General features: G+C 61.1%; 23 protein-coding genes and 1 pseudogene. 12 read left to right on the forward strand and 12 right to left on the reverse strand.

What is annotated here, in order from left to right:
* Nucleotides 1-11 precede the first annotated feature (11 nt).
* Nucleotides 12-686 carry a methionine ABC transporter permease gene (locus K3758_RS09780; RefSeq protein ID WP_259944348.1) on the reverse strand — a complete coding sequence of 225 codons (675 nt, stop codon included), beginning with the start codon at nucleotides 684-686 and terminating at the stop codon, nucleotides 12-14.
* Nucleotides 676-1,737: a methionine ABC transporter ATP-binding protein gene (locus tag K3758_RS09785; RefSeq protein WP_259944350.1), complete on the reverse strand. Its 1,062-nt coding sequence runs from the start codon at nucleotides 1,735-1,737 to the stop codon at nucleotides 676-678. The genes K3758_RS09780 and K3758_RS09785 overlap by 11 nt, the downstream gene beginning before the upstream one ends.
* Before the next feature lie 192 nt (nucleotides 1,738-1,929).
* Between K3758_RS09785 and K3758_RS09790 the strand changes: the two genes are divergently transcribed.
* Both K3758_RS09790 and K3758_RS09795 read left to right on the forward strand, forming a co-directional pair.
* On the forward strand, nucleotides 1,930-2,844 hold the full coding sequence (locus tag K3758_RS09790; RefSeq protein WP_259944351.1) for an MBL fold metallo-hydrolase: 915 nt from the start codon (nucleotides 1,930-1,932) through the stop codon (nucleotides 2,842-2,844).
* Nucleotides 2,845-2,904: 60 nt separating this feature from the next.
* A pseudogene (locus K3758_RS09795) lies at nucleotides 2,905-3,060 on the forward strand (MBL fold metallo-hydrolase); the annotation flags it as partial.
* 131 nt (nucleotides 3,061-3,191) lie between these two features.
* Here K3758_RS09795 and K3758_RS09800 read toward each other — a convergent pair.
* The 3 genes from K3758_RS09800 to K3758_RS09810 form a co-directional block, all read right to left on the reverse strand.
* Nucleotides 3,192-3,749 (reverse strand): hypothetical protein, encoded by a 558-nt coding sequence (locus tag K3758_RS09800; protein ID WP_259944352.1) that lies wholly within the window; start codon nucleotides 3,747-3,749, stop codon nucleotides 3,192-3,194.
* Between the two features lie 94 nt (nucleotides 3,750-3,843).
* On the reverse strand, nucleotides 3,844-4,569 hold the full coding sequence (locus K3758_RS09805) for an RlmE family RNA methyltransferase (protein WP_259944355.1): 726 nt from the start codon (nucleotides 4,567-4,569) through the stop codon (nucleotides 3,844-3,846).
* A complete protein-coding gene (locus K3758_RS09810) occupies nucleotides 4,569-5,687 on the reverse strand; it encodes a Ppx/GppA phosphatase family protein (RefSeq protein WP_067266266.1) in 1,119 nt (372 codons plus the stop codon). Before K3758_RS09810 ends, K3758_RS09805 begins: the two co-directional genes overlap by 1 nt.
* A gap of 302 nt (nucleotides 5,688-5,989) precedes the next feature.
* Between K3758_RS09810 and K3758_RS09815 the strand changes: the two genes are divergently transcribed.
* Genes K3758_RS09815 through K3758_RS09825 form a run of 3 tightly spaced genes read left to right on the forward strand, consistent with a single transcriptional unit; the run spans nucleotide 5,990 to nucleotide 8,336 of the window.
* Nucleotides 5,990-6,286: a virulence factor gene (locus tag K3758_RS09815; protein ID WP_067625152.1), complete on the forward strand. Its 297-nt coding sequence runs from the start codon at nucleotides 5,990-5,992 to the stop codon at nucleotides 6,284-6,286.
* A 30-nt stretch (nucleotides 6,287-6,316) separates the two neighbouring features.
* Nucleotides 6,317-7,246, forward strand: coding sequence for a methylenetetrahydrofolate reductase (locus K3758_RS09820; protein ID WP_259944359.1), 930 nt, complete (start codon nucleotides 6,317-6,319; stop codon nucleotides 7,244-7,246).
* A gap of 10 nt (nucleotides 7,247-7,256) precedes the next feature.
* Nucleotides 7,257-8,336, forward strand: a complete 1,080-nt coding sequence (locus tag K3758_RS09825) for a methyltetrahydrofolate cobalamin methyltransferase (RefSeq protein ID WP_259944361.1) — start codon at nucleotides 7,257-7,259, stop codon at nucleotides 8,334-8,336.
* A 133-nt stretch (nucleotides 8,337-8,469) separates the two neighbouring features.
* Here K3758_RS09825 and K3758_RS09830 read toward each other — a convergent pair whose 3' ends face one another.
* The 6 genes from K3758_RS09830 to K3758_RS09855 all read right to left on the reverse strand — a co-directional run bounded on the left by K3758_RS09830 (nucleotide 8,470) and on the right by K3758_RS09855 (nucleotide 14,853).
* Complete coding sequence (locus K3758_RS09830; protein WP_259944363.1) at nucleotides 8,470-9,264, reverse strand: SDR family NAD(P)-dependent oxidoreductase; 795 nt, start codon at nucleotides 9,262-9,264, stop codon at nucleotides 8,470-8,472.
* A gap of 64 nt (nucleotides 9,265-9,328) precedes the next feature.
* Complete coding sequence (locus tag K3758_RS09835) at nucleotides 9,329-10,324, reverse strand: zinc-binding alcohol dehydrogenase family protein (RefSeq protein WP_259944365.1); 996 nt, start codon at nucleotides 10,322-10,324, stop codon at nucleotides 9,329-9,331.
* A 309-nt stretch (nucleotides 10,325-10,633) separates the two neighbouring features.
* Complete coding sequence (locus K3758_RS09840; RefSeq protein ID WP_259944367.1) at nucleotides 10,634-11,416, reverse strand: dimethylarginine dimethylaminohydrolase family protein; 783 nt, start codon at nucleotides 11,414-11,416, stop codon at nucleotides 10,634-10,636.
* Between the two features lies 1 nt (nucleotide 11,417).
* A complete protein-coding gene (locus K3758_RS09845) occupies nucleotides 11,418-13,025 on the reverse strand; it encodes a 5-guanidino-2-oxopentanoate decarboxylase (protein WP_259944368.1) in 1,608 nt (535 codons plus the stop codon).
* Nucleotides 13,022-14,209 carry a pyridoxal phosphate-dependent aminotransferase gene (locus tag K3758_RS09850; RefSeq protein ID WP_259944370.1) on the reverse strand — a complete coding sequence of 396 codons (1,188 nt, stop codon included), beginning with the start codon at nucleotides 14,207-14,209 and terminating at the stop codon, nucleotides 13,022-13,024. The genes K3758_RS09845 and K3758_RS09850 overlap by 4 nt, the downstream gene beginning before the upstream one ends.
* Nucleotides 14,206-14,853, reverse strand: a complete 648-nt coding sequence (locus K3758_RS09855) for a TetR/AcrR family transcriptional regulator (protein WP_259944372.1) — start codon at nucleotides 14,851-14,853, stop codon at nucleotides 14,206-14,208. The genes K3758_RS09850 and K3758_RS09855 overlap by 4 nt, the downstream gene beginning before the upstream one ends.
* A gap of 86 nt (nucleotides 14,854-14,939) precedes the next feature.
* Between K3758_RS09855 and K3758_RS09860 the strand changes: the two genes are divergently transcribed.
* The 4 genes from K3758_RS09860 to K3758_RS09875 are packed head-to-tail and all read left to right on the forward strand — an operon-like array spanning nucleotide 14,940 to nucleotide 18,101.
* Nucleotides 14,940-15,773, forward strand: coding sequence for an ABC transporter ATP-binding protein (locus tag K3758_RS09860; RefSeq protein WP_259944374.1), 834 nt, complete (start codon nucleotides 14,940-14,942; stop codon nucleotides 15,771-15,773).
* 25 nt (nucleotides 15,774-15,798) lie between these two features.
* Nucleotides 15,799-16,572 (forward strand): transporter substrate-binding domain-containing protein, encoded by a 774-nt coding sequence (locus K3758_RS09865; protein ID WP_259944376.1) that lies wholly within the window; start codon nucleotides 15,799-15,801, stop codon nucleotides 16,570-16,572.
* A gap of 15 nt (nucleotides 16,573-16,587) precedes the next feature.
* Nucleotides 16,588-17,334, forward strand: coding sequence for an ABC transporter permease (locus K3758_RS09870; protein WP_409202628.1), 747 nt, complete (start codon nucleotides 16,588-16,590; stop codon nucleotides 17,332-17,334).
* On the forward strand, nucleotides 17,331-18,101 hold the full coding sequence (locus tag K3758_RS09875; RefSeq protein WP_259944378.1) for an ABC transporter permease: 771 nt from the start codon (nucleotides 17,331-17,333) through the stop codon (nucleotides 18,099-18,101). The genes K3758_RS09870 and K3758_RS09875 overlap by 4 nt, the downstream gene beginning before the upstream one ends.
* Nucleotides 18,102-18,147: 46 nt before the next feature.
* On the opposite strand, the gene K3758_RS09880 is transcribed toward K3758_RS09875, so the two are convergent.
* Complete coding sequence (locus tag K3758_RS09880) at nucleotides 18,148-19,110, reverse strand: GlxA family transcriptional regulator (protein WP_259944379.1); 963 nt, start codon at nucleotides 19,108-19,110, stop codon at nucleotides 18,148-18,150.
* 58 nt (nucleotides 19,111-19,168) lie between these two features.
* On the opposite strand from K3758_RS09880, the gene K3758_RS09885 reads away from it, so the two are divergent.
* From K3758_RS09885 to K3758_RS09895, 3 genes are read left to right on the forward strand one after another with little or no spacing between them, the layout of a single operon-like run.
* Entirely contained in the window at nucleotides 19,169-20,077 is a 909-nt protein-coding gene (locus K3758_RS09885) for a 3-keto-5-aminohexanoate cleavage protein (RefSeq protein ID WP_259944380.1), read from the forward strand.
* Nucleotides 20,074-21,492 carry a carnitine 3-dehydrogenase gene (locus K3758_RS09890; protein WP_259944382.1) on the forward strand — a complete coding sequence of 473 codons (1,419 nt, stop codon included), beginning with the start codon at nucleotides 20,074-20,076 and terminating at the stop codon, nucleotides 21,490-21,492. The genes K3758_RS09885 and K3758_RS09890 overlap by 4 nt, the downstream gene beginning before the upstream one ends.
* Nucleotides 21,492-22,652: an acyl-CoA dehydrogenase family protein gene (locus tag K3758_RS09895; RefSeq protein ID WP_259944383.1), complete on the forward strand. Its 1,161-nt coding sequence runs from the start codon at nucleotides 21,492-21,494 to the stop codon at nucleotides 22,650-22,652. Before K3758_RS09890 ends, K3758_RS09895 begins: the two co-directional genes overlap by 1 nt.
* Nucleotides 22,653-22,659 lie beyond the last annotated feature (7 nt).

Consider the following 22,659-nt stretch of genomic DNA (forward strand, 5'->3'; position numbering starts at 1 on the left):
TAAGGCGCGGCCTATTGGCCGCTGCTTTTGGTGGCCCGTTTGTCCACGGCGCTGGCGACGCGCTCGCCAATGGACTGCACAAGCTGTACCAAGACGATAAGGATGATCACGACGATTGCCATGACGTCAGGCATAAACCGTTGATATCCATAGCGAATACCAAGGTCTCCCAGCCCTTCGCCCCCTACGGCCCCGACCATGGCGGAATAGCCGATCAGGCTGACAATCGCCAAGGTCAGGCCCAGCGTGATGCCGGGTAGCGCTTCGGGCAGCAGCACTTTGCGGATGATCTGCAGCGGGGTCGCGCCCATCGCGCGGGCGGCTTCGATCAGGCCGGAATCGACCTCACGGATCGCGTTTTCCACCAGACGCGCGATGAAGGGGACCGTCGCGATAGTCAGCGGCACAATGGCCGCCGTGGTGCCAATAGAGGTGCCGGCGACCATGCGGGTAAAGGGAATGATCGCCACAACGAGAATGATAAACGGAACGGAGCGCGTGGCGTTCACCACCAGCCCGAGCACCTTGTTCACCCAAGGCGCGGACAGCAGTTCCCCGCGTTGCGAGGTGGCCAGAAACAGCCCCAGCGGCAGGCCAAAGAGCGTGCCAAGGATCGCGGATACCGCCACCATATAGAGCGTTTGCCCCGTCGCTTCGATCAAAAGGTTAATCAAATTAGCCGACATAGCCCAGCACCTCCGTCAGAAGCCCGTGTTGTTCCAAAAAGGCGCGCGCTTGGGCGGCCTGCGCCACCGGCAGAGACACCAGCAGGTTGCCGAATGGCCGTGTTCCGATCTCTTCGACAGCGCCCGCAAGGATATTGACCGGAATGCCCATATCCTGCGTCAGCCGTGCCAACATCGGATCGGTGGCATGGGCGCCTGCAAAGGTGACGCGGACCACCTCTTCGCCGCCCGTTGCAGGGGCGGTTTGGGTCAGCCGTTCTTTGACGAAAGCAGGCAGGGTGACGCCGGTCACGCCCGAAAGGAAGGACCGCGTCGTCGCGTGTTGCGGCGCGGTGAAGATTTCATAGGTGGCCCCATGTTCGACGATCTGGCCCGCGTCGATCACCGCCACATGGCTCGCGATGTCGCGTACCACGGCCATCTCATGGGTGATCAGCAAGATCGTCAGCCCCAGATCGCGGTTAATGTCCTTCAAAAGCGACAGAACCGTTTGGGTGGTCTCAGGGTCCAGAGCCGAGGTCGCCTCATCCGAGAGCAGCACCTTTGGCCCGGTGGCCAAGGCGCGCGCAATGCCGATCCGCTGCTTCTGTCCACCCGAAAGCTCTGCCGGGTAGCGCTCCGCCTGCGCGCTTAGCCCGACCCGGTCGATAAGGTCCGCCACACGCGGTTTGATCTGCGCGCTCGGCATCCCGGCCACTTCGAGCGGCAGCGCGATATTGCCCGCCACGGTACGTGACGACAGCAGGTTAAAGTGTTGAAAAATCATGCCAACGTCACGTCGGATCGCGCGCAACTTGCCGCCTTTGGCGGTGCTGACATCCTCACCGCCGACCAGCACGTTGCCGGTGGTCGGACGCTCCAACCCATTGACCATGCGCAGCAAGGTCGATTTGCCCGCCCCCGAACGCCCGATGATCCCGGTGATTGAGCCCGGGGCCACGTCGAGGGATATCCCCTCAAGTGCATTCACGGTCGCCCCGCCTGCTTTGGTAAAGGCCTTGCCGACCTTGTCAAAGGCGATTGAGGCACCTTCTGTTGTGATATCAGTCATTTTCCGTCCGGGTCGGGGTGGGTTTCGAGTGGTGTCCCCTAGATAGAACCCCTGCCCCCGATGCAAGCCACGATCATGCATAGCTGCCTTGTTTTGCACACTTATCTCTTGCCGGGGCATTCGCCCCTTGTGCCGTCATCCGATGAGGATAATTATATTCACGAATCGGAATGAATGCGGGGAGGGCATAAGATGAAGGTCAACAGACGGAGGGTGCTGGCAGGGATGGGCGCGGCGGCCCTTGCCCATGGGCCGCTACGTGCCTTTGCCCTAACCTCTACCCAGATCGGTAGGTATGAGTTTGTCAGTGTGAGCGACGGCAATCTGGTGCTTCCGCGGAGTTTCTTCTTTGATGGTTTGCCGCAGGAGGAACTGGCGCAGGTTTTGGCGCCCTTTGATCTCCCTCAGGACCAGTTGGCGCCGCCCTGCAACCTGGCGCTTTTGCGCAATGACGAACGGGTGATCCTCTTCGACGCGGGCGCTGGCCCCGCCTTTATGCCATCGGCTGGATCGCTTTCAGAAAGTTTGGACGCCGCGGGCGTCGCCCCGGAGGCGGTGACCGACGTTGTTTTTACCCATGGCCACCCGGATCACCTTTGGGGCGTGCTGGACGATTTCGACGATCTGGTCTTTCCAAATGCGCGCTACCACATGGGTCAGGTCGAATGGGACTATTGGCGCGATCCGGCGACCGTGGAGACAATCGGCGCAGCCCGCGCCGCCTTTGCCGTCGGAGCCGCGCGGCGGTTGGCGGTGATCGAGGACCGGGTGACCCTTTTCTCCGACGGCGATGAAGTGCTCCCCGGCATCATGGCACAGGCGAGTTTCGGGCATACGCCCGGGCATATGTCGTTCCTACTGGGCGGCCGCAGTGACGCGCTGATGATCGGCGGCGATGCCATCGGCAACCACCATCTCGCCTTCGCCCGGCCCGGCTGGGCCAGCGGGTCAGACCAAGACCCCGAGCGCGGCGCCAAGACTCGGCAGCGGTTGCTGGAGCGGCTGGCGGACGAACGGATCTGGCTGATGGGCTTTCACCTGCCACAGGGCGGTCTGGGCCGGGTTGAACGCCGTGGCGAGAGCTATCGTTTCGTCGGGGCCGCGTGATGAAGCGGTTCGTTTGCATCATTGCCCAGCTGCTCACCTAAAACGCCACGACCGGTAGATATCGCGGACAGTCACCCCGACTAGCTGCTCTACGACAAACCCTATGCGGTCGTCCCCGGCGCGCGCTCTGCCACCGGCGCGACCGCCCCGTAGACCTATGGAAACGCGAGCCATAACAACGACCTAAGCTTCATCGCGACCGGCGACGGGGTTGTTTCGCTGTATTTAATAATCCCATACTTCACTGTCATGTTTCGATAATCCTAGCCACGGCACTCTCAAGCAGCAGTTCGACCCCCCGAACCCTAAGGATCCGAAGCCGGATCACGCCCAGGCATAGGGTGGCATCAGAAAAAGGCAGCCGCTTCCAACTCCACCGTGATTACCCCGATAATCGCGCCGTTCGATGGTTCTGTAATGGGCATCGAAACGCGGCTTTGATGCGCTTTGGAGCTTTCATCAATGGCCACTTGATCGATTACGAACATCCCCGATGGGGGCGTGAAACGATTGCTGTTCTTGGGCTTGCCGCCTTTGAAATAGACCGATGCGGTGCCGCTGGTGACCACGGTCAACCCATAGGCATCGAGCAGCGCCACTTCGGCAATCTGACCTTTGGCGCGGGCAATCTGCGCCGCTAAGAAGGCGGCGGCGACAGGGGCCTTTGCTTGGCTTTTCGGGGTGGCCTGCGCGGTCACTGCCGCAGATGCGGCGGCCAAGACATTCATCTCACGGTGTCGCTGGTTCTGCTGGGCAATCGCGTCCACGATGCGGGCGTCATTGACCCATGACAGCAAATCCCGGTCGATATAATCGTTCAGCGCCCAAGGCACTTCGGACGCGGTAACCTTGAGCCCGGAACACAGGATGAAGATGAGCGATACAAGTGGCAAATGTCGAAGCATCGGGGAGCCCTCATGAAGTTGGCGGCGCAAAGACCGCGGGAGAGCTACACCCTAGCGTTCGATTGGTTTACGCCTCATGAACGGCGATGACCGCTTAAACCTCTTCGCCCTTAAACCCCGTTGCCACAACGAATTTCTCTGATGAATCCGGTCGGCTTGCGGGCGGTTTGATATTGGCGACCTTGGTGAAACGGCGCTTGAGCAGCTTTTGCAACTCGCCCTCCGCGCCCCCCGCCAGCACCTTGGCCACGAATGTGCCGCCTTCTTCCAAGACGTCGAAAGCGAAATAGGCCGCCGCCTCGCAGAGCGAAATGATGCGCAGGTGGTCGGTCTGCTTGTGCCCCGAAGAGGCCGCCGCCATGTCGGACATGACCACATCCGCCTTGCCGCCCAGCCATTCCTTTACCTTGAGGTCAGCGTCGTCTTCCATGAAGTCGAGCTGGTGCAGCTCACAGCCCGCGATCGGCTCCATCTCTTGCAGGTCGACGCCCAGAATGGTGCCCTGCGCCTTGCCCTTCTTCTCGCCCAGCACATTGCAGCGTTTGACCGCGACCTGACACCAACCGCCCGGCGCGGCGCCAAGGTCCACCACCCGTGCACCGGGGACAAGGAAACGATATTTATCGTCTAGTTCCATAATCTTATAAGCCGCCCGCCCGCGATAGCCTTCGGCCTGCGCGCGTTTGACATATGGATCGTTCAACTGCCGCTGCAACCAGCGGGTGGAACTGAGCTTGCGCCCGCGTGCGGATTTCACCTTGACCTTGAGGTCACGCTGACCGCGCCCCGAGGTGTTCTTTCCGTCCGGTGTCTTGGCCATCAAAAGACCCCTTCTTCTAATACGCCATCGGCGCTCATCTGTGCATATAGCAGGCCTTCGCGCAGACCGCGATCCGCAACTGACAGCCTGTCGGTCGGCCAGCAGCGCATCAAGGCCTGTAGGATCGCGGCGCCCGACATGATCAGGGCGGCGCGGTCTTGGCCGATCCGCGGATCCGCGCGCCGTCCACCCGGCCCCATGGCGATATAAGAGTGGATCACCTTGTCGATCTGCGCGCTGGTCATGCTGAGGCCATCGACCTTGGTCCGGTCATAGCGTTTCAGGTTCAAGTGGCTCGCCGCCACGGTGGTCACGGTGCCCGAGGTCCCGACGATCTGAAACCGCTTTTGCGACTGGATCGTCTGATAGGGCGTGAAATCGGTGAGGTTCTCTTCGAAAAACCAGCTCATCAGGGCGAAACGCGCGGCGTCGTCTTCGACGTCAGAGAATTGGTCGCGCAGCGTCGCCACGCCCAGAGGCACGCTGATCCAATCCACCACCCGTGCGGCAGGCACATCAGATTTCGCCTGATAGAAGCCGCCCTGAAGCCGCATGATCGACCGGGCGCGATCCGCCCGAGGGACTTTGGAGATGTCGATCCAGACCAGCTCGGTCGAGCCGCCGCCGATGTCCACAACCAGCAGGTTCTCCGTCTTGCGGCTGACCAGCGGTGCGCAAGAGATCACGGCAAGTTGGGCTTCTTCCTCGGGGCGGATGATATCGAGCTTGAGACCCGTCTCGCGCTGGATACGGCGCATGAATTCTGCGCCGTTTTGCGCGCGGCGACAGGCTTCGGTCGCCACAAGCCGCATGTTTTGCACCTTGTTGCGCCGCAACTTCTGCTGACAGATACGCAATGCTTGGATGGTGCGCGCCATCGATCCGCGCGACAAGCGCCCGGTTTTTTCCAAACCGGCACCCAATTGTACCGATTTTGAGAAACTGTCCACCACATGGAAACCGCTGCCACGAGGCTGGGCGATCAACATGCGGCAGCTATTTGTACCCAGATCTAGGGCCGCATATAGCTCATTAGATCTGGGCGGAACTGGCGCGGGGCTCAGAGCCGGGATGTCTTTGTCGAGCGCACCCGCACCTTTGGGACGCTGTGGCGCCATGGTTACGCGCCTTTCATATCGAGTTGCCCCCAAGGTATTCCCTGCGCCGGGCCGGTGCAAGTGGTCGCGGTGCCTTGGGCCAATTTCCGCGGCGTCCTGCGCCATGCCCCTACCTTTCGGCATCTCAGGACCACCTCACAATCATCTTGAGAATAATGGGGGCGCAGGGCCCTCGTGATGGCCCGCCCGATGCGCTATCACGAGCCCCAAGTCGCGGATGGGTCGTGTTTCGTCGAAAAACGGCCCTGTCCTGACCGCGACGCTCGTTAGACAGGCTTAAACCGGACCGGAGGAATCGTCCCATGCCCGCAGTCACAATCGTTTATTGGCGCGATATTCCGGCACAGGTCATCGTCGGCAAGGGCCGCCGCGGCTCCAAACGCCCCCTGCCCGAACGCTTTGAACAGGCGATTGACCGCGCGGCGATGAAGATCGGCGCCGGAGATTCCGATGCCTATTTAGCGGAATGGCGCAAGGCGGACCCCTTTGAGGTTGAAGGCGATCCCGATGCCATCGCCGACGCCGAAGCCGCCCGGATCGACGCGGAATACGACCGCGACCGGATTAAGCAACTGATTGACAACGACGGCTGGGCATAGCCTGCCAGCCCTATGATCAAGGACACGCTCATGGCACTTTTGAACTTCCGCAAGAAGGAAACACCGGCCCCGCAGGCGCCGGTGGCCGAAGTCGAGGCGCTGTTGAAAGATTATTCGATCGAGGTAATGCCCCGCACCGCCGAGAAGGTCGAAGATTTCCGCGCCCTGCTGCCAGAGGGCACCCGTGTTTATATCGCCCATATCGACGGCACCCCGATCGAGGATATGGTCGCCACCGCCGCGCGGCTGAACGCCGATGGCTTCAAGGTCATGCCGCATTTCCCGGCCCGCATCATCAAGGATCGCGCCACGCTGGCTGATTGGATCGCCCGCTATCAGGGCGAAGCCGATGTGCGACAAGCGCTGCTGCTGGCAGGCGGTGTCACCGCGCCCGTGGGCGACTTTACCGACAGCATGCAGCTGATGGAGACGGGGCTTTTCGACGAGGCCGGATTCACCAGGCTGCATGTCGCTGGCCACCCCGAGGGCAACCGTGATATCGATGCCGACGGTGGCCGTCTGAACGTCGATGCCGCACTGAAATGGAAGAACGATTTTCAGACCCGCACCGATGCCGAAATGGCCATCGCCACGCAATTTTCCTTTGACGCAGAGCCGATCATCGAATGGGCCGACAGTCTCAAGGCTGCGGGCATCACCCTGCCCATTCATATCGGCATCGCAGGGCCCGCCAAACTTCAAACGCTGATCAAATTCGCCATTGCCTGCGGTGTCGGCCCCTCGCTCAAGGTGCTGCAAAAGCGAGCGATGGATGTCACCAAGCTGCTGTTGCCCTATGAGCCCGCAGATGTGATCAGCGAGTTGGCCACCTACAAAGCGGCCCACCCGGATTTTAACATCACCCATGTGCATCTGTTCCCGTTGGGCGGGATCAAGACCAGCGCCACATGGGTCCAAGAAAATGGCGGCGCCTCTGGGGTGCCCGCCGACGCATCCTAAAGGAAGTTACATGACCAGAACCGTCATCGAATCCAAGACCAAGACCGCCGTCATCGGCTTTGACGAGCCGTTTTGCGTGATCGGAGAGCGGATCAACCCCACGGGCCGCAAGATCCTCAGCCAAGAGCTTGAGCAGGGCGATTTTTCGCGGGTCGAGGCCGATGCCATCGCACAGGTCGCCGCCGGTGCCACGGTGCTGGATGTGAACTCAGGGGCCGTTTTTTCCAACAAGATGGCCGAAGACCCGCGCTATGCCGACAACAACTTTGTCGAGCCGATGCTGATGCCGGAACTGATCAAAGTGGTGCAAAATGCCGTCGACGCGCCGATCTGCATCGACAGTTCCGTGCCCGGCGCGCTGGAGGCGGGGCTTGAGACCTGCGAAGGCCGTCCGCTGCTGAACTCCGTCACCGGAGAGGAAGAGCGTCTTGAGCTCGTGCTGCCGCTGGTCAAGAAATACAACGTGCCCGTGGTGGCGATCTCTAACGACGACACCGGCATTTCCGAAGACCCGGATGTGCGTTTCGCCGTGGCCAAAAAGATCGTCGAACGTGCCGCGGATTTCGGCATCCCCGCCCATGACATCGTGGTCGACCCGTTGGTCATGCCAATTGGCGCCATGGCAACGGCGGGCCATCAGGTCTTTACCCTTGTGCGCCGCCTGCGTGAGGAATTGGGCGTGAACACCACCTGCGGCGCCTCCAACATCTCTTTCGGTCTGCCCAATCGTCACGGCATCAACAACGCCTTCCTGCCAATGGCAATGGGCGCTGGCATGACAAGCGCGATTATGAACCCGGTGGCCGTGCCGCTCAACGCCGCCAAGATCGCCGAGAAGCGCGCCGAGATGGCCGCCGCGGGGATCATCCTGCCCGAAGAGATGGATGACGAGACCTTCGTGACGCTCTTCAATCTGGGATCGACCAAGCCCCGTCCGGGCAAGGAGATGGAGGCCATCCGCGCCGCCAACTTCCTCTTTGACCGTGACCCGCATGGCAGCGCATGGATCGAATTCAACAAGGTCGCCCCCAAGGCCGGTCAAGAAGGCCGAGGCCGCGCGGGCCGCACCGGCGGCCGCCGCCGCCGCTGAGCCCGCTCGGAACGATGAAAGGCCCCGCCAGCATCGCTGCGCGGGGCCTTTTGTTGTCGACTTTCATGGTGAGCCGTTTCTCAGATAGGCAAACGGCGGAAATCGGGCGCCATCCCGACGGCCCCTGCAAAATCTAACCTGCCCGGTTCTGGCTCACGAGTTCTTGGATCGCGGCCATAACCGCCGCGACATGGTCGGCGTCCGCTGCGGCGCTATGCGGTTCATTAAAGCCGCCCATATCATTGTCGAAATACTTCCCCGAGGCCTCTGAAAAGTCGTCTGAAAGCGCGGCACGGCACAGGATGTCGGCGCCGATGCTCAGGTCATTTCCAGCAACGCCAAAACCTTCCTTCACCATTTTGGACGCCAACAGCGACCCGGGATTGACCGCGATGAAGAGCGGGCCATCCTGATGCACGCGGGCCATTTCCTGCGTCCAGATTGTGATCGCCAATTTGCTCTGCGCATAGGCCGCCATATCGTCCAAAGTGCCGTTGCCCCGAAGGGCGGCCAGATCCACCGGTGCCTGCGCGGCAGAGGAAAGGTTCACCACCCGCCCCGCTTTGGGCAGCACCGGCAGCAAGAGCTGCACCAGCAGATAGGGCGCTAATGTGTTAACCACAAAGCGCGCGTCCAACCCCGCTTCGGTGCGCGCATCGGGCAGTTTCAGGACACCTGCGTTGTTGATCACTACGTCGATCTGGCTGTGATCGATGCGCAGCGCCCCTGCCAATGCCGCGACCTCATCCAACTGCGACAGGTCTGCACGGTAGGTCTGGGGGGTGCCGCCCACCTCTGCCGCCGCTGCGCTTAATTTTTCGGCGCTGCGCCCGTGCAGCAGGACAGTATGCCCCTGCCCGCTGAGTTTCTTTGCCGTCAGCAGACCGATGCCGTCGGTCGCGCCGGTGATGAGGATGGTTTTGGTCATGGCTTTCTCCTTATCGGGGTCTCTGCGCGTCTCTGCGATGGCGCGGGATGCGTCGGTCGGGCGATCACCAACCGCCCAAAACCTGCTTGCCGATCACCCGCCCGCTTTCTTGCCGCAGATGAGCGGCGCGAAGGTTCTCTACATTTATCACGCCGGCATGTTCGGTCACGGTAGATTGCAACCTGCCCGCGTCGATCATCTGCGCGACCCGGTTCAACAGGTCGCGCTGCGCGGTCATGTCTTCGGTCTGGAACATCGACCTTGTGAACATAAACTCCCAATGCACGCTCAGAGCTTTGGGTTTCGCCGCTTTCATGTCCAGCGTCTCGGGGTCGTCGATCAATGCGATCTGGCCGCGCGGGGCAATGGCTTCGATGATGGCTGGCCAATGCATGTCCGTGGCCGTCAGCGCGGCAACGTAGCTGGGCGCGAGGTTGAGATCGGCAAGCTGCGCCACCAGATCACTCCGGTGATCCACCACATGATCCGCCCCCATCTTGCGCACCCAGTCTTGGGTTTCCGGACGCGAGGCGGTGGCGATCACGGTCAATCCGGTCAGCGCCTTGGCCAATTGGATAAGGATCGACCCCACGCCCCCGGCCCCGCCAATCACCAAAAGCGCCTGCCCCTTACCGGCCCCTTCCGTCAGCCGGAAAGCATCGAACAGCATTTCCCATGCGGTGATCGCGGTCAGCGGCAGACTGGCGGCCTCAACGAAATCGAGCGTTTCCGGCTTTCGCCCCACGATCCGGGCATCAACCGCATGAAAAGTGGCGTTGGTGCCTGCACGGGTCACATCCCCGGCATAGAACACCGCATCCCCGACTGCGAAATCCGTAACCTCTGAGCCCAAGTCGACGACCACACCCGCCGCGTCGAACCCCAAGACCTTTGGGCCGCCATCGGGGGCGGAAAGCGCGCGCAGCTTCACATCCACCGGATTGACAGAGATGCCCTTTACCTCAACCAAAAGATCGCCCGGCCCCGGCGTGGGACGGTCGATTTCCAACGCCTCCAAAACCTCTGCCGCGCCGGTGGTGTTATAGCCGATGGCTTTCATTTCGATTATCCTTCTGTCCGAATTTTGTTGTTGGACAGGAAGTATCAGTTTGCCGGACTGTATAAACCGGCCTGAAACCGGATTGAGTTTATCGAAACGCAGGATAATGGGGACGCAAGGCGCCTGCGCGGTGCGCACTCCGCACAGGCTCTCAAGGTCAGAAGCAGTCGACTGCAGGGCGGTCAAACCGCATCAACTCATATCGCTGAGAGATATGGCGGAGGCGGTTTGACCTTCGCTCCCTCTACACGAAACCGCAGAACGCTGCACTCATGCCAGGGGATCAAACCTTCCAAGCGACCCTCAGTATCAGAACCTTAGCGACAGGCACGACATGCCGCCGTCCAGTTTGGCGCATTCCGCATTATTGATCTCGACCACTTCAAAGCCTGCCTTCGTCAACATTTCCGCGGTGCGGGGGAAGCCCGCAGGGCAGAGCACATATTGGTTGAACCGGATGCTATTGGCGGCGGCCTCTTCGCCCTCGAAGGTGTGCAGCACGCGGTAGCCTTCGAAACAGCCCGAAGCGTCGAGCCGTTTGGTGCTGAGGATGGTGTCCCCGTCGAGGAGTGAGCAATCTGTCTTGAAGTGCAGCACGCCGGGCGGCGTAAAGACCTCGCGGAGGCTATAGCCCCAGTCCGAGACGATCTGCGTGAGCTCGGCCACGCCTTCGGCATCGGTGCGGTCTGATCTGCCCACCACGATCTCGCGCCCGGTGACCAGAATGTCGCCTCCCTCGATATGGCCCGGGCCTTCGATCTGGCGCAGGTCACTGTAAAGGGTGCTCAAGGTCGGTGCCATTTCGGCCACCTCTCCCATGCGGCTCGGTGCGCCGGGGCGCATTAGTACGGCACCCTTTGGCAAACAAAGCGCGGTATCCTCAACAAAGACGGAATCGGGAAAGGCGTCCAGCGCGGGCAGTTCGATCACCTCAGCCCCGGTTTCATTCAATGTGGCAACGTAATGCGCATGGGCCTTTTCCATCTGCGCAAGATCGGGGGTGCCGATGTCCTCGGCGCGCAGACCGTCGACGATGCTGGCGGCGGGGCGACGGGTGACGGCGCGGGTGAATTCATAGGTGGGGTCTGTCATGTTATGCTCTCTTGTTTGCTTGCGCGGGGGTCGGCTGTGCCTGAATTTCAATGAGCGTCGGCCCGCCAGTCGCGGTGGCCGCGCGCAGCGCATCTGCAACGGCGCCGGGCCGCGTATCGCAGCGCCAGAAGGGCAAGCTGCAGGATTGGGCGACGGCGGCGAAGTCCGGCGGGGCCGGGTCACATCCGACGACGCTTACCCCCGCATCCTGCATGGAGGTGGCGATTTCCTGATAGCCGTGGTTGTTCCAGATGATGAAGCAAATCGGCAGGTTTTCTTGCACCGCGCACATCAATTCCGGAAGGCTGAATTGCGCGCCGCCATCGCCTGCGATGCAGATCACCGGCGTGTGGGGTGCCGCGAGCGCCGCCCCGATTGCCGCGGGGATGCCATAGCCAAGCGCGCCAAAGCCGGTGGCGGCGTTGAACCAGCCGCCGGGGCGGTCGTGGTCGTAGTAAAGGTTGCCCGCATAGATTGGCTGGGCGGAATCGCCGACGATGATCGCCCCCGGAACGGCGCCGCGCAGTTCAGCGAGGGTGTCGCAAGCCGCGCGCATTTCCGGGCCGATCTCTTCAAACGCCTCGCGGCGGGCCTTGGCCGCCCGCGCTGCCCCGTCTGGCGCGGCATCCCCGTCGACCGCGGCATTCAGCGCGTCAATTGCGAGAGCCGCATCGCCGTGGATCGACAGTTCGGCGGCATGGCGGGAAAGCTGTTCAGCGCAAATATCGACGCGGATGAGCCTTTGGATCTCGGGCATGGTGCCGGAGGCGTACATATCATAATCAGTCGGGCCCAATTCGGTGCCCAAGGCCAGAACCACGTCCGACTGCGCGATCAGTGCCCGCACGGCTTGCAGGCTGGGGCTGGCCGGGACGCCCAAAGGATGCTCGAACATTACGCCGCGGGCATTCACCGTTTGCACCACCGGCGAGCCTAGCTTTTCGGCGAGGGTCTGCAGGGCATTCCCGGCTCTTCGAGCCCCGCCACCGGCAAGGATCAAAGGTGCTTTGCTCTGCGCCAATATCGCGGCGGCTTCTAAGATTTGCTCGGCAGATGGGGGTGTTACAGAGGTGGCAGAAAGAGAGGGCGCTTCGGCGGTATAGGGCGCGCCGGCCACGTCCAGCGGTATCTCAAGATGTGTGGGCCCCGGTCGGCCTGACTGGAACGGCTCAAAGACCCGGTCGAGCATGGGGGCCAATTCATCGGCGGTCTCAACCCGCTCGGAGATCAGCGCGACGGTCCGTGCCATCGCCCGCTGATCCGGTAGCTCGTGCAGATGCCCCCTGCCCTTCCCAAGGCTGGGCAGCGTGTTGACGCCAGAGATCACCAGCATCGGCACAGAATCCGCACGGGCTTGGCCCATTGCGGTCAGCGTGTTGGTCAGGCCCGGCCCCGTGATGACGAAGGCAACACCCGGTTTGCCGGAGACCCGTGCATAGCCATCCGCCATGAAGCCCGCGCCCTGTTCGTGCCGAGGCGTCACATGGCGGATGCCCGAGGCCGCCAAGCCCCGATAAAGCTCGATCGTGTGCACGCCGGGGATGCCAAAGACACAGTCGACACCGCGCTGTGAAAGCTGGGCGACCAGCGCCTCGCCGAGGCTGGTCATGCCGTTTCCAGCTGCAGTTGCGCCGCGTGCCGGATGATCCGGTCACAGGCTGCATCAAAGGCCGCGTCGCCGGTGGTCAGCGCCACACGCACCCAAGCATCGAGCGTTTCCCCAAAGGACGCACCGGGCATGACCGCCACGCCAGCCTGCTCAAGCAGGTGCATGGCATAGTCGGTGCCGCTCATTCCGGTGGCCGACACGTCGATCATTGCAAACATGCCCGCATCCGGTTGGTGCACCTTCAACGGGCTCTCTTGCGACAGACGGCGGTGCAAACGCTCGGCGCGGGCGGCAAAGCGTTGCTTCATGCCATCCGCCACAGGGGAGCCTTCGCGCACCGCTTTTTCGGTCATGTCAGCGATAAAGGGCTGGTTGCCGAAAAGCATGGTCTCCGACAGCGGCAAGAGGGCCTCGGTAAAGGCTTCGGGGCCGATGCACCAACCGCTGCGAAAGCCCGGTGCGGCGTGGGATTTTGAGATTGAGCAGACGACGATGGTGCGGTCAGCCAGCTGCGGACGCCACAGAGGCGAGCAGAATTCAGAGGTGTCGAAGATAAGCTCTTCGTACACTTCATCAGAGATAATCCACAGATCATGGGCAATGGCCAGTTCACCAAGCGCGTCTATCTCCGCGCGGGTCAGGACCGCGCCGGTGGGATTATGCGGCGTGGTCAGCAAGATTGCCGTGGTCTGCGGGGTGATCCTTGCGGCGATGTCATCCGCATGAAGGCGAAAGCCGTTTTCCGGGCGCAGCGGGACGGGCACCATCTCGGCACCGCTGGAGCGGATAACCCCTTCGTAAGTGGCATACATCGGATCGCCGACCAGAACCTGCTGCCCCGCCTCGGCCACGCCCAACAGCACGGCATAAAGCGCTGTCTGCGTGCCGGGAAAACACATGGCCTGGTCCGGCGTGATGCGACGGCCCGCCCGGCGCGAATAACGCTCGGCCAATGCGGCGCGCAGACCTGTCTCACCCCGACCGTCAGAATAGCCAGTGCGGCCCCGGCGCATCGCATCGGCCGCAACATCCATGAGCGCGTCGGGCGTCGGCACGTCCGGCTCGCCGATGGTCAACTCGATAATATCACGGCCCTGTGCGGCAAGCTCGCGGGCCTTTAGATGCACTTCCCATTTTGCCCCGCCAAGACCTGCCAGCCGTCGGGTGATATCTGTTGTTTTCATGTCTGTTGCCCTGCTTTTGTGAGGTCTATCCCGAGGAGTGCTCCGACGGAGCGAATTCCGATTTCTGAAAGCTCATCCGGCGCGAAAGCGCTCGGTAGAACACCGCCTTCCATCCACAATCCATCGATCACGGCGTTGCAGGCGATGGCCAAATGGCGCAGCTCTTGTGCTGTGCGGGGCTGACCCGCGTCGTTCAATACGGCAGCGATCAGCGCCTCAAGGCGGTTGCGGAAATTGTAATAGGTCCGCTTGTGGCTTTCGCGCATCTGCGCGTCGTCATGGACCTTGGTCAGAAACCCCGCCCAAAGGCTGACCGACCCCGCGTCGACAACCGGCGGTGTCAGGCTGCCGACGACAAAGGCCGCCAACCGTGCGACTGGCGCGCTACAGTCGGCACCCGCGAAGGCCGCTGTCAGGTCGGTGAGCCGGTCCATGTGATGCTCATAGGCCGCGGTAATCAGGTCTTCTTTCGACGAAAAGTGATGCCTGATCATACCCTGTGACACGTCAGCACGGGCCGCGATTGCCCGAACCGTCGCGGCCTGAACACCCTTTTCGGCGATCAGCGACAGGGTGGCCTTTATCAGGGCCTCCCTGCGGTGCTCCGCTGGCTCACGTTTGAATTTACGCGTGCTGTCCGACACAGGCGATTTCCGAACTTCCTAATTATACACTTGCATGATTACGAAATACGGGCCTTACTACAAGACAGAAATTTGGGACACATCAAATGAGGGGCGCGGACGCTTTGCAAAGAGAGCCGATCAGAGCCACACAAGCAGCCGAAGACGCCAGTGCCGATAGCGCGGCGGAGAACGAGGCGATCAGAATTACCGACCTGCACAAATCCTTCGGCGCGTTGGAGGTTCTCAAAGGTGTCTCACTGACCGCGCAAAAGGGCGATGTCGTCGCCATCATCGGCGGCAGCGGGTCGGGCAAATCCACCTGCCTGCGCTGCATCAATTTCCTCGAAACCCCAAGTGCGGGTCAGATCATCGTCAACGGTGAAGAGATCAAGATGCGCCAAGACGGCTCCCCCGTTGACCGCCGACAGATCGAGCGCATTCGGACGCACCTTGGCATGGTGTTTCAGGCATTCAATCTCTGGACCCACCGCACCCTGCTGGAAAACGTCATTGAGGTGCCGGTCCATGTCCTCAAAGTGCCGCGGGACGAGGCCATCAAACGCGCACGGGTGCTGCTAGAGCGGGTCGGACTGGGCGATAAGGCTGATACCTTCCCGGCGTTTCTGTCGGGCGGCCAGCAGCAACGCGCGGCAATTGCCCGCGCCCTTGCGGTGGAACCCAGCGTGATGCTCTTTGACGAACCCACCAGCGCGCTTGACCCCGAGTTGGTGGGTGAGGTGCTCACGGTGATCCGCGATTTGGCCGCCGAAGGGCGCACCATGCTGCTTGTCACCCATGAGATGAAATTCGCGCGCGAGGTGGCGACACATGTCGTCTACCTTTTTGAGGGGCGCATCGAAGAACAAGGCCCGCCGGAAGAGCTTTTCGGCAACCCTAAATCCGCCCGGCTTCGGCAGTTTCTGCAGACAGTCGGCTAAACAACCAAAAACAGGGAGACTACATATGACATTCAAGAAACTCATGACGGCCGCGGTCGCGACAGCAACGGTGAGCGCAGGCGCCGTCGCCGCCGAAGAGGTCAAGATCGGCATTGCAGCCGAGCCCTATCCCCCCTTCGCCTCTCTCAATGCCTCCGGCGAATGGGAAGGCTGGGAAGTTGAGATCATCGACGCGGTCTGCAAAGCGGCCGAGTTGGACTGTGTGATCACCCCCGTGGCTTGGGACGGCATCATCCCCTCGCTGACGGGCCAGCAGGTCGATGCGATCATGGCCTCCATGTCGATCACCGAAGAGCGTCAAAAAACGATCGATTTCTCTGATCCCTACTACAACACACCCGCGGTGATCGTGGCGGATAAGTCGATGAACATCGAACCTACGCCCGAGTCGCTGTCCGGTAAGATCATCGGCATTCAAGCCTCAACCATCCACCAAGCCTATGCCAATGAATATTTCGGCGATGCGGCGGAAATCCGGGTCTATCAGACGCAGGACGAAGCCAATCAGGATCTGGTCTCGGGTCGGATCGACGCCACGCAGGCCGACAGCATCGCCATGGCGGATTTCGTTAACTCAGACATCGGCACCTGCTGCGAGATCAAAGGATCGGTGGAGAATGACGAGGCCATCTTGGGCCAAGGTGTCGGCGCTGGCGTGCGCAAGGGCGATGATGCGCTGCGTGAAAGCCTGAACAAAGGCATCGCGCAGATCCTCGAAGATGGCACCCACGAAGAGATCACCGGGCGCTATTTCGACACCAGCATCTACGCAGAGTAAGCGCCCATCGTGGAGATGATCTTCGAAACGCTCGGGCTTGCCGAGAGTGCGCAACTACTGTCCCTCAGCCCGCCGGGCTGGGGCGGCAACCTGTTGCGCGGGCTTGCGAACTCTCTGCAGATCGCATTTGGCGCCTTTGGGTTCGGTCTGCTGATCGGGCTCTTTGGGGCCTACGGCAAGCTCTATGGCGGGGTGGTCCTGCGCGACCTCCTCGCCGTTTATACGACTGTGATCCGGGCCGTGCCGGAATTGGTGCTGATCTTGATCCTCTATTACGTCGGCACCGATCTCATTAACAAAGTCTCAGGCGCCATGGGCTATGGCCGGGTTGAGATTAGCGGTGTCGTCGCCGGGATCTGGGTGCTCGGCGTGGTGCAGGGCGCCTATGCCACCGAGGTGCTGCGCGGCGCGATCCAAGCCGTACCTGCGGGCCAGATCGAGGCGGCGCGCGCTTACGGGATGCCCCCGCTGATGCTGTTGCGCCGCGTGACGATCCCCGCGATGATGTCTTTTGCCACGCCGGGTCTGGCGAACCTGTGGCTGATTGCAACCAAAGATACCGCGCTTCTGGCCATCGTCGGCTTCAGCGAATTGACGCTGGAGACCCGACAGGCCGCCGCCAGCACGCGCGCCTATTTCACCTTCTTCCTCGCCGCGGGCGCGCTCTATTTGATCGTGACGCTATGTTCTGGCGCGGTCTTTGCCCGGATCGAAAAATGGGCGCGCCGCGGTCAGCCGTCGCTGAAAGGAGCGAGCCGATGATCCCTTTTCGCGCTCTGATGCAGCCCCATCGCATTGTCATGTTGGCGCTTTTGCTGGGCGTAGTCATCTGGTGCGCCGTGGCGCTGCGGTGGGATTCGATACCGGAATATGCCCCGCTGGCGTTGGAAGGGCTCTGGCGCACGATCTGGATACTGGTCGTGACCTGTGTGCTAGGGTTTCTTTTGGCGATCCCGCTGGGCCTCGCGCAGGCCATCGGGCCTTGGTACCTGTCTGCCCCTGCCCGGATATTCTGCACCGTCATCCGTGGCACGCCGCTGCTCTTGCAGATCTGGCTGCTCTATTACGGCCTCGGCTCGCTGTTCCCGCAAATCCCTTGGATCCGCGGCAGTGAACTCTGGCCCTACCTGCGCCAAGCTTGGCCCTATGCGGTGCTGGCGCTGACGCTGTCTTATGCGGGCTACGAAGGCGAAATCATGCGCGGCGCGTTCTCTAGTGTGAACAAGGGGCAGCTTGAGGCTGCAAACGCCTTCGGCATGCCGCGTTTCACCATGTTCCGCCGCATCTGGCTGCCGCAGGCGATCCGCAACGTGCTGCCAACGCTCGGTGGCGAAACCATCCTGCAACTCAAGGCCACACCCCTGGTCGCGACGATCACGGTGGTCGAGCTGTATGCCGTGTCCTCGCGTGTGCGCTCGGACACGTTTATCGTCTATGAACCGCTGATCTTGTTGGCTGTGTTTTACATGATCATCGCCGGGGTCATCGCCTTGCTGTTTCGACGGTTCGAGAACCAAGTGCCGGGATAGTGGCGGCAGCAGTTGGATGGGAGCGAACCTCAACTAGAAGGTCCGATCAGTCCGCCCTCAAATCCATAGGCGTCGTGCCAAATTGGGCCTTGAAGGCGCGCGTCATAGCACTTGCGTTTTCGTAACCGCAGCGGGTGGCGATCTCGGAGATCGACAGGTTGGTGCCTTCGGCCAAGCTCTTGGCAACGATCAGGCGTCGATGCCGATAGACTTGGCCCGGCGTCGCATTCAAACTGCGCGCAAACCGTCTTTGCAGGCTTTTCAGCGAACACCCCAAGTGACGCGCAATCGTCGGGATTGGCACCGGTGCTTCGATAGTCTCATCCATAAGGACAAGCGCCCGAGACACCAGTTTGGACCGCCCCGATATCTTGTCGGCATCCCCGAACGGCTGATCGCTTTGATGCAGGAAAAGCGACGCGACATCGAGCCGTGTGATCTCGCCGCAGTGCGCCCCGATCAACGTGAGTACCAAGTCAAAGGACGCCATGGCACCACCGCAGGTGATCCGGTTGCCGTCTATCACAAACCGTTCTTGCCGGGCATCTACCTGCGGAAATGTCTCTGAAAAGCTTTCGAATAGATGCCCGTGAATGGTCGCAGGCCTGTCGTCCAACAGCCCTGCAGCCGCCAGCAACCAAGCCCCCATATCGAGCCCCACCAGGCATTTCGCATTCGCGCAAAGCCCCCGCAGCGCGGAGAGCACCTGACTGCTGCTCAGCGCAAGGTGGCCGTAGCTGGCGGTCACCATGAGGTAATCACAGGATGGTTTTGTCGCCGTGGCCAATTCGGTCTGCACCAACATCCCGCTTGAAGACCGCACAAGCCCCCCCTCAAGAGAAAGCAGGCGCCAGTCATACCGCGCCTGCCCGGTGATGCTGTTCGCGGCGCGAAACGGCTCCAAAGTGTTGGCCAGACAATGGTTCGAAAAACCATCGAACAGCAGAATGTCGATCTTAACCGTCTCGCCTGATGATTTTGTCTTTTCCTGCATGTTTCTGTCTAGCATTGCACATGCCCGCCAATCAATCCGGGTAGTCTGCAGATAAAGCTAAAAGGAGACCAAGATGCCCCTGCAGATGACCCGTGAGGTCTTTATCACCTGCGCCGTGACCGGATCCGGCAGCAGCCAAGATCGGTCACCCCATGTTCCCCGCAGCCCTGAACAGATCGCCAATTCAGCCATTGCCGCCGCCAAAGCGGGCGCGGCGATTGTGCATTGCCACGTGCGCGACCCCGAGACCGGCGTGCCCTCACGCGATCCGAAACTCTACCGCGAAGTGACCGAACGCATCCGCGATGCCGAGGTTGACGTGGTGCTGAACCTGACCGCAGGCATGGGCGGCGACATCGTCTTTGGCCCGCCCTCCGCGCCGCTGCCGCTGAACGATGCCACCGATATGGTCAACGCCGAAGAACGGCTGGCGCATATCGAAGACTGCCTACCCGAGATTTGCACCCTCGATTGCGGCACGATGAATTTTGCCGAAGCCGATTACGTGATGACCAACACGCCCGGCATGCTGACGACAATGGGCGCGCGTATGGAAGCGCTTGGCGTGAAGCCGGAGATCGAGGCCTTTGATACCGGCCACCTTTGGTATGCGAAACAACTGGTTAAGGATGGCGTATTGTCGTCGCCTGCGCTGGTGCAACTGTGCATGGGCATTCCGTGGGGCGCGCCTAATGACCTGAACACCTTTATGGCGATGGTCAATAATGTCCCCGAAGACTGGAACTGGTCCGCGTTTTCAATCGGCCGTGACGAGATGCCCTATGTGGCCGCATCGGTTTTGGCAGGCGGGCATGTGCGCGTCGGGCTTGAGGATAATCTTTGGCTGGGCAAGGGCGAGCTCGCCACCAACGAAGCGCTTGTGTCTCGGGCCGTCACCATCATCGAAAACATGGGGGCAACCATCATGGGCCCTGATGCCGTGCGCCAAAAGCTGGGCCTGGCCAAGCAGGCACCGCGATGACCAAGATAGCAGCAATCATCGGCGGTGGTGTCATTGGCGGCGGCTGGGCCGCGCGCTTTGCCTTGTCCGGATGGGATGTCGCTATTTTCGACCCCGATCCCGAAGCGGAACGCAAAATCAGCGAAGTCATGGCAAACGCACGCCGGTCCCTGCCTGCCTTGTCCGACGTGGCACTGCCGCCCGAAAGTCAGGTGAAAATCGTCCCCACATTGGCCGACGCCGTCACAGACGCCGACTGGATTCAGGAAAGCGCGCCGGAACGGCTTGAGATGAAGCACAAGATCTTCGCCGAGATCCAGACCCACTGCCGCAAAGACGCGCTGATCGGCTCTTCAACCTCGGGCTTCAAACCGTCCGAACTGCAGCAAGGGGCGCTTCGCCCCAACCAGATTTTCGTCGCACACCCGTTCAACCCGGTCTATCTGCTGCCGCTTATCGAACTGGTCGGTGACGATGCCACGACCACGCGCGCGCAAGCGGTGCTTACTGAAATCGGCATGAAGCCCCTGAAACTACGCAAGGAAATCGACGCGCATGTGGCCGATCGTTTTCTCGAAGCGGTCTGGCGCGAGGCGCTTTGGCTGATCAAAGACGGCATCGCCACGACCGAGGAAATCGATGACGCGATCCGGTTCGGCTTTGGCTTGCGTTGGGGTCAGATGGGCCTGTTTGAAACCTACCGCGTGGCGGGCGGCGAGGCCGGGATGGCCCATTTCATCGAACAGTTCGGGCCCTGCCTGCAATGGCCTTGGACCAAATTGATGGACGTGCCCGAGCTGACCGATGATTTGGTACAGAGGATCGCCAGCCAATCGGACGCGCAATCCGGTGCCCATACGATCCGCGAGCTCGAACGCATTCGCGACGACAATCTGGTGTCCATGATGCGGTCCCTGAAGGGACGTGACTGGGGTGCAGGGGCGTTGCTGAACGCGCATGACGCCCGTCTTGACGGCAAAGCCGACCCTGACTTCACCAAACCCATCATCAGTGTCGCCCGCGCCATTCCAATCGATTGGACGGATTACAACGGCCACATGAACGAAAGCCGCTATGGGCAGCTGTGGTCGGATGCCGCCGACGCCCTTATGCGCATGATCGGGGCCGATGACGCCTATATAAAATCGGGCTTCAGCTACTTTACCGCCGATACCCACACCAAGTTCCGCAATGAATGTCATGCTGGCGACAACGTTACCGTTGTCACGACCATTCTTGAGGGTGCGGGCAAAAAGCTGCGGCTGTTCCACGAATTGAAAAACGCCGCTGGTGATGTGGTGGCGACCTGCAATCAGTTCCTGCTGCACGTCAGTCTGGAGACCCGCAAATCCTGCGACCCTGCGGCGCATGTCAGCGACAAGCTCGCAACCATCATTGCGGCCCAGGCCGCCCTGCCCAAGCCGGAGCATAGCTGATGCATTTTGGATTGACCGAAGAACAAGAAATGATCGTTTCCACCGTGCGATCCTTCGTCGAAAACGAAATCTACCCCCATGAGGCCGAGGTAGAGCGCACTGGCGAGGTCCCCCATGACGTCGCGCAGGCGATCAAGCAAAAGACGCTGGACCTGGGGTTTTATGCCTGCAACTTCCCCGAAAGCGTTGGCGGGGCTGGCCTCTCGCATCTTGAATTTGCGCTGGTTGAACGCGAGTTGGGCCGCGGCTCTATGGCGTTGAACCACTTTTTCGGGCGGCCTCAGAATATCTTGATGGCCTGCAAAGAGGATCAGATCGAACGCTATCTCACCCCCGCCATTCGCGGCGAAAAGATGGATGCGCTGGCCATGACCGAGCCCGATGCAGGGTCCGATGTCCGCGGCATGAAATGTACAGCCAAACGCGATGGCGGTTACTGGGTTCTGAACGGAACCAAGCATTTCATCTCTGGCGCGGATCATGCGGATTTCGTGATCGTCTTTGTGGCAACCGGAGAAGACGACACGCCGCGCGGCCCCAAAAAACGCATTACGACCTTTCTGGTCGACCGCGGCACGCCCGGCTTCACCATCCGCGACGGCTACAAATCCGTCTCGCACCGCGGCTACAAGAACATGATCCTCGAATTTGACAACTGCCGCCTGCCGGATGCTCAGGTTCTGGGTGAGGTTGATGGTGGCTTTGCGGTGATGAACGAATGGCTTTACGCCACGCGGATCACGGTCGCGACAATGTCTGTAGGTCGTGCACGACGTTGCTTTGACATGGCGTTAAATTACGCGGCTGAACGCAAGCAGTTTGGCCAGCAGATCGGCAAGTATCAGGGCATCAGCTTTCAACTTGCCGACATGATCACCGAAATCGATGCGGCGGATCACCTGACATTGGCGGCGGCGTGGCGGTTGGATCAGGGCCTGCCCGCAAACCGCGAAATCGCCAGTGCTAAGCTCTACGCGTCGGAAATGCTGGCGCGGGTGACGGATGCCACCTTGCAAATCTTTGGCGGCATGGGCTTGATGGATGACTTCCCCATTGAACGCTTCTGGCGCGATGCGCGGGTCGAACGGATCTGGGATGGGACATCTGAAATCCAGCGCCACATCATCAGCCGCGATCTATTGCGCCCCCTTGGCGCCTAGGACCAAG

Source organism: Sulfitobacter sp. W002, assembly GCF_025142135.1.
Lineage (GTDB): Bacteria > Pseudomonadota > Alphaproteobacteria > Rhodobacterales > Rhodobacteraceae > Sulfitobacter > Sulfitobacter profundi.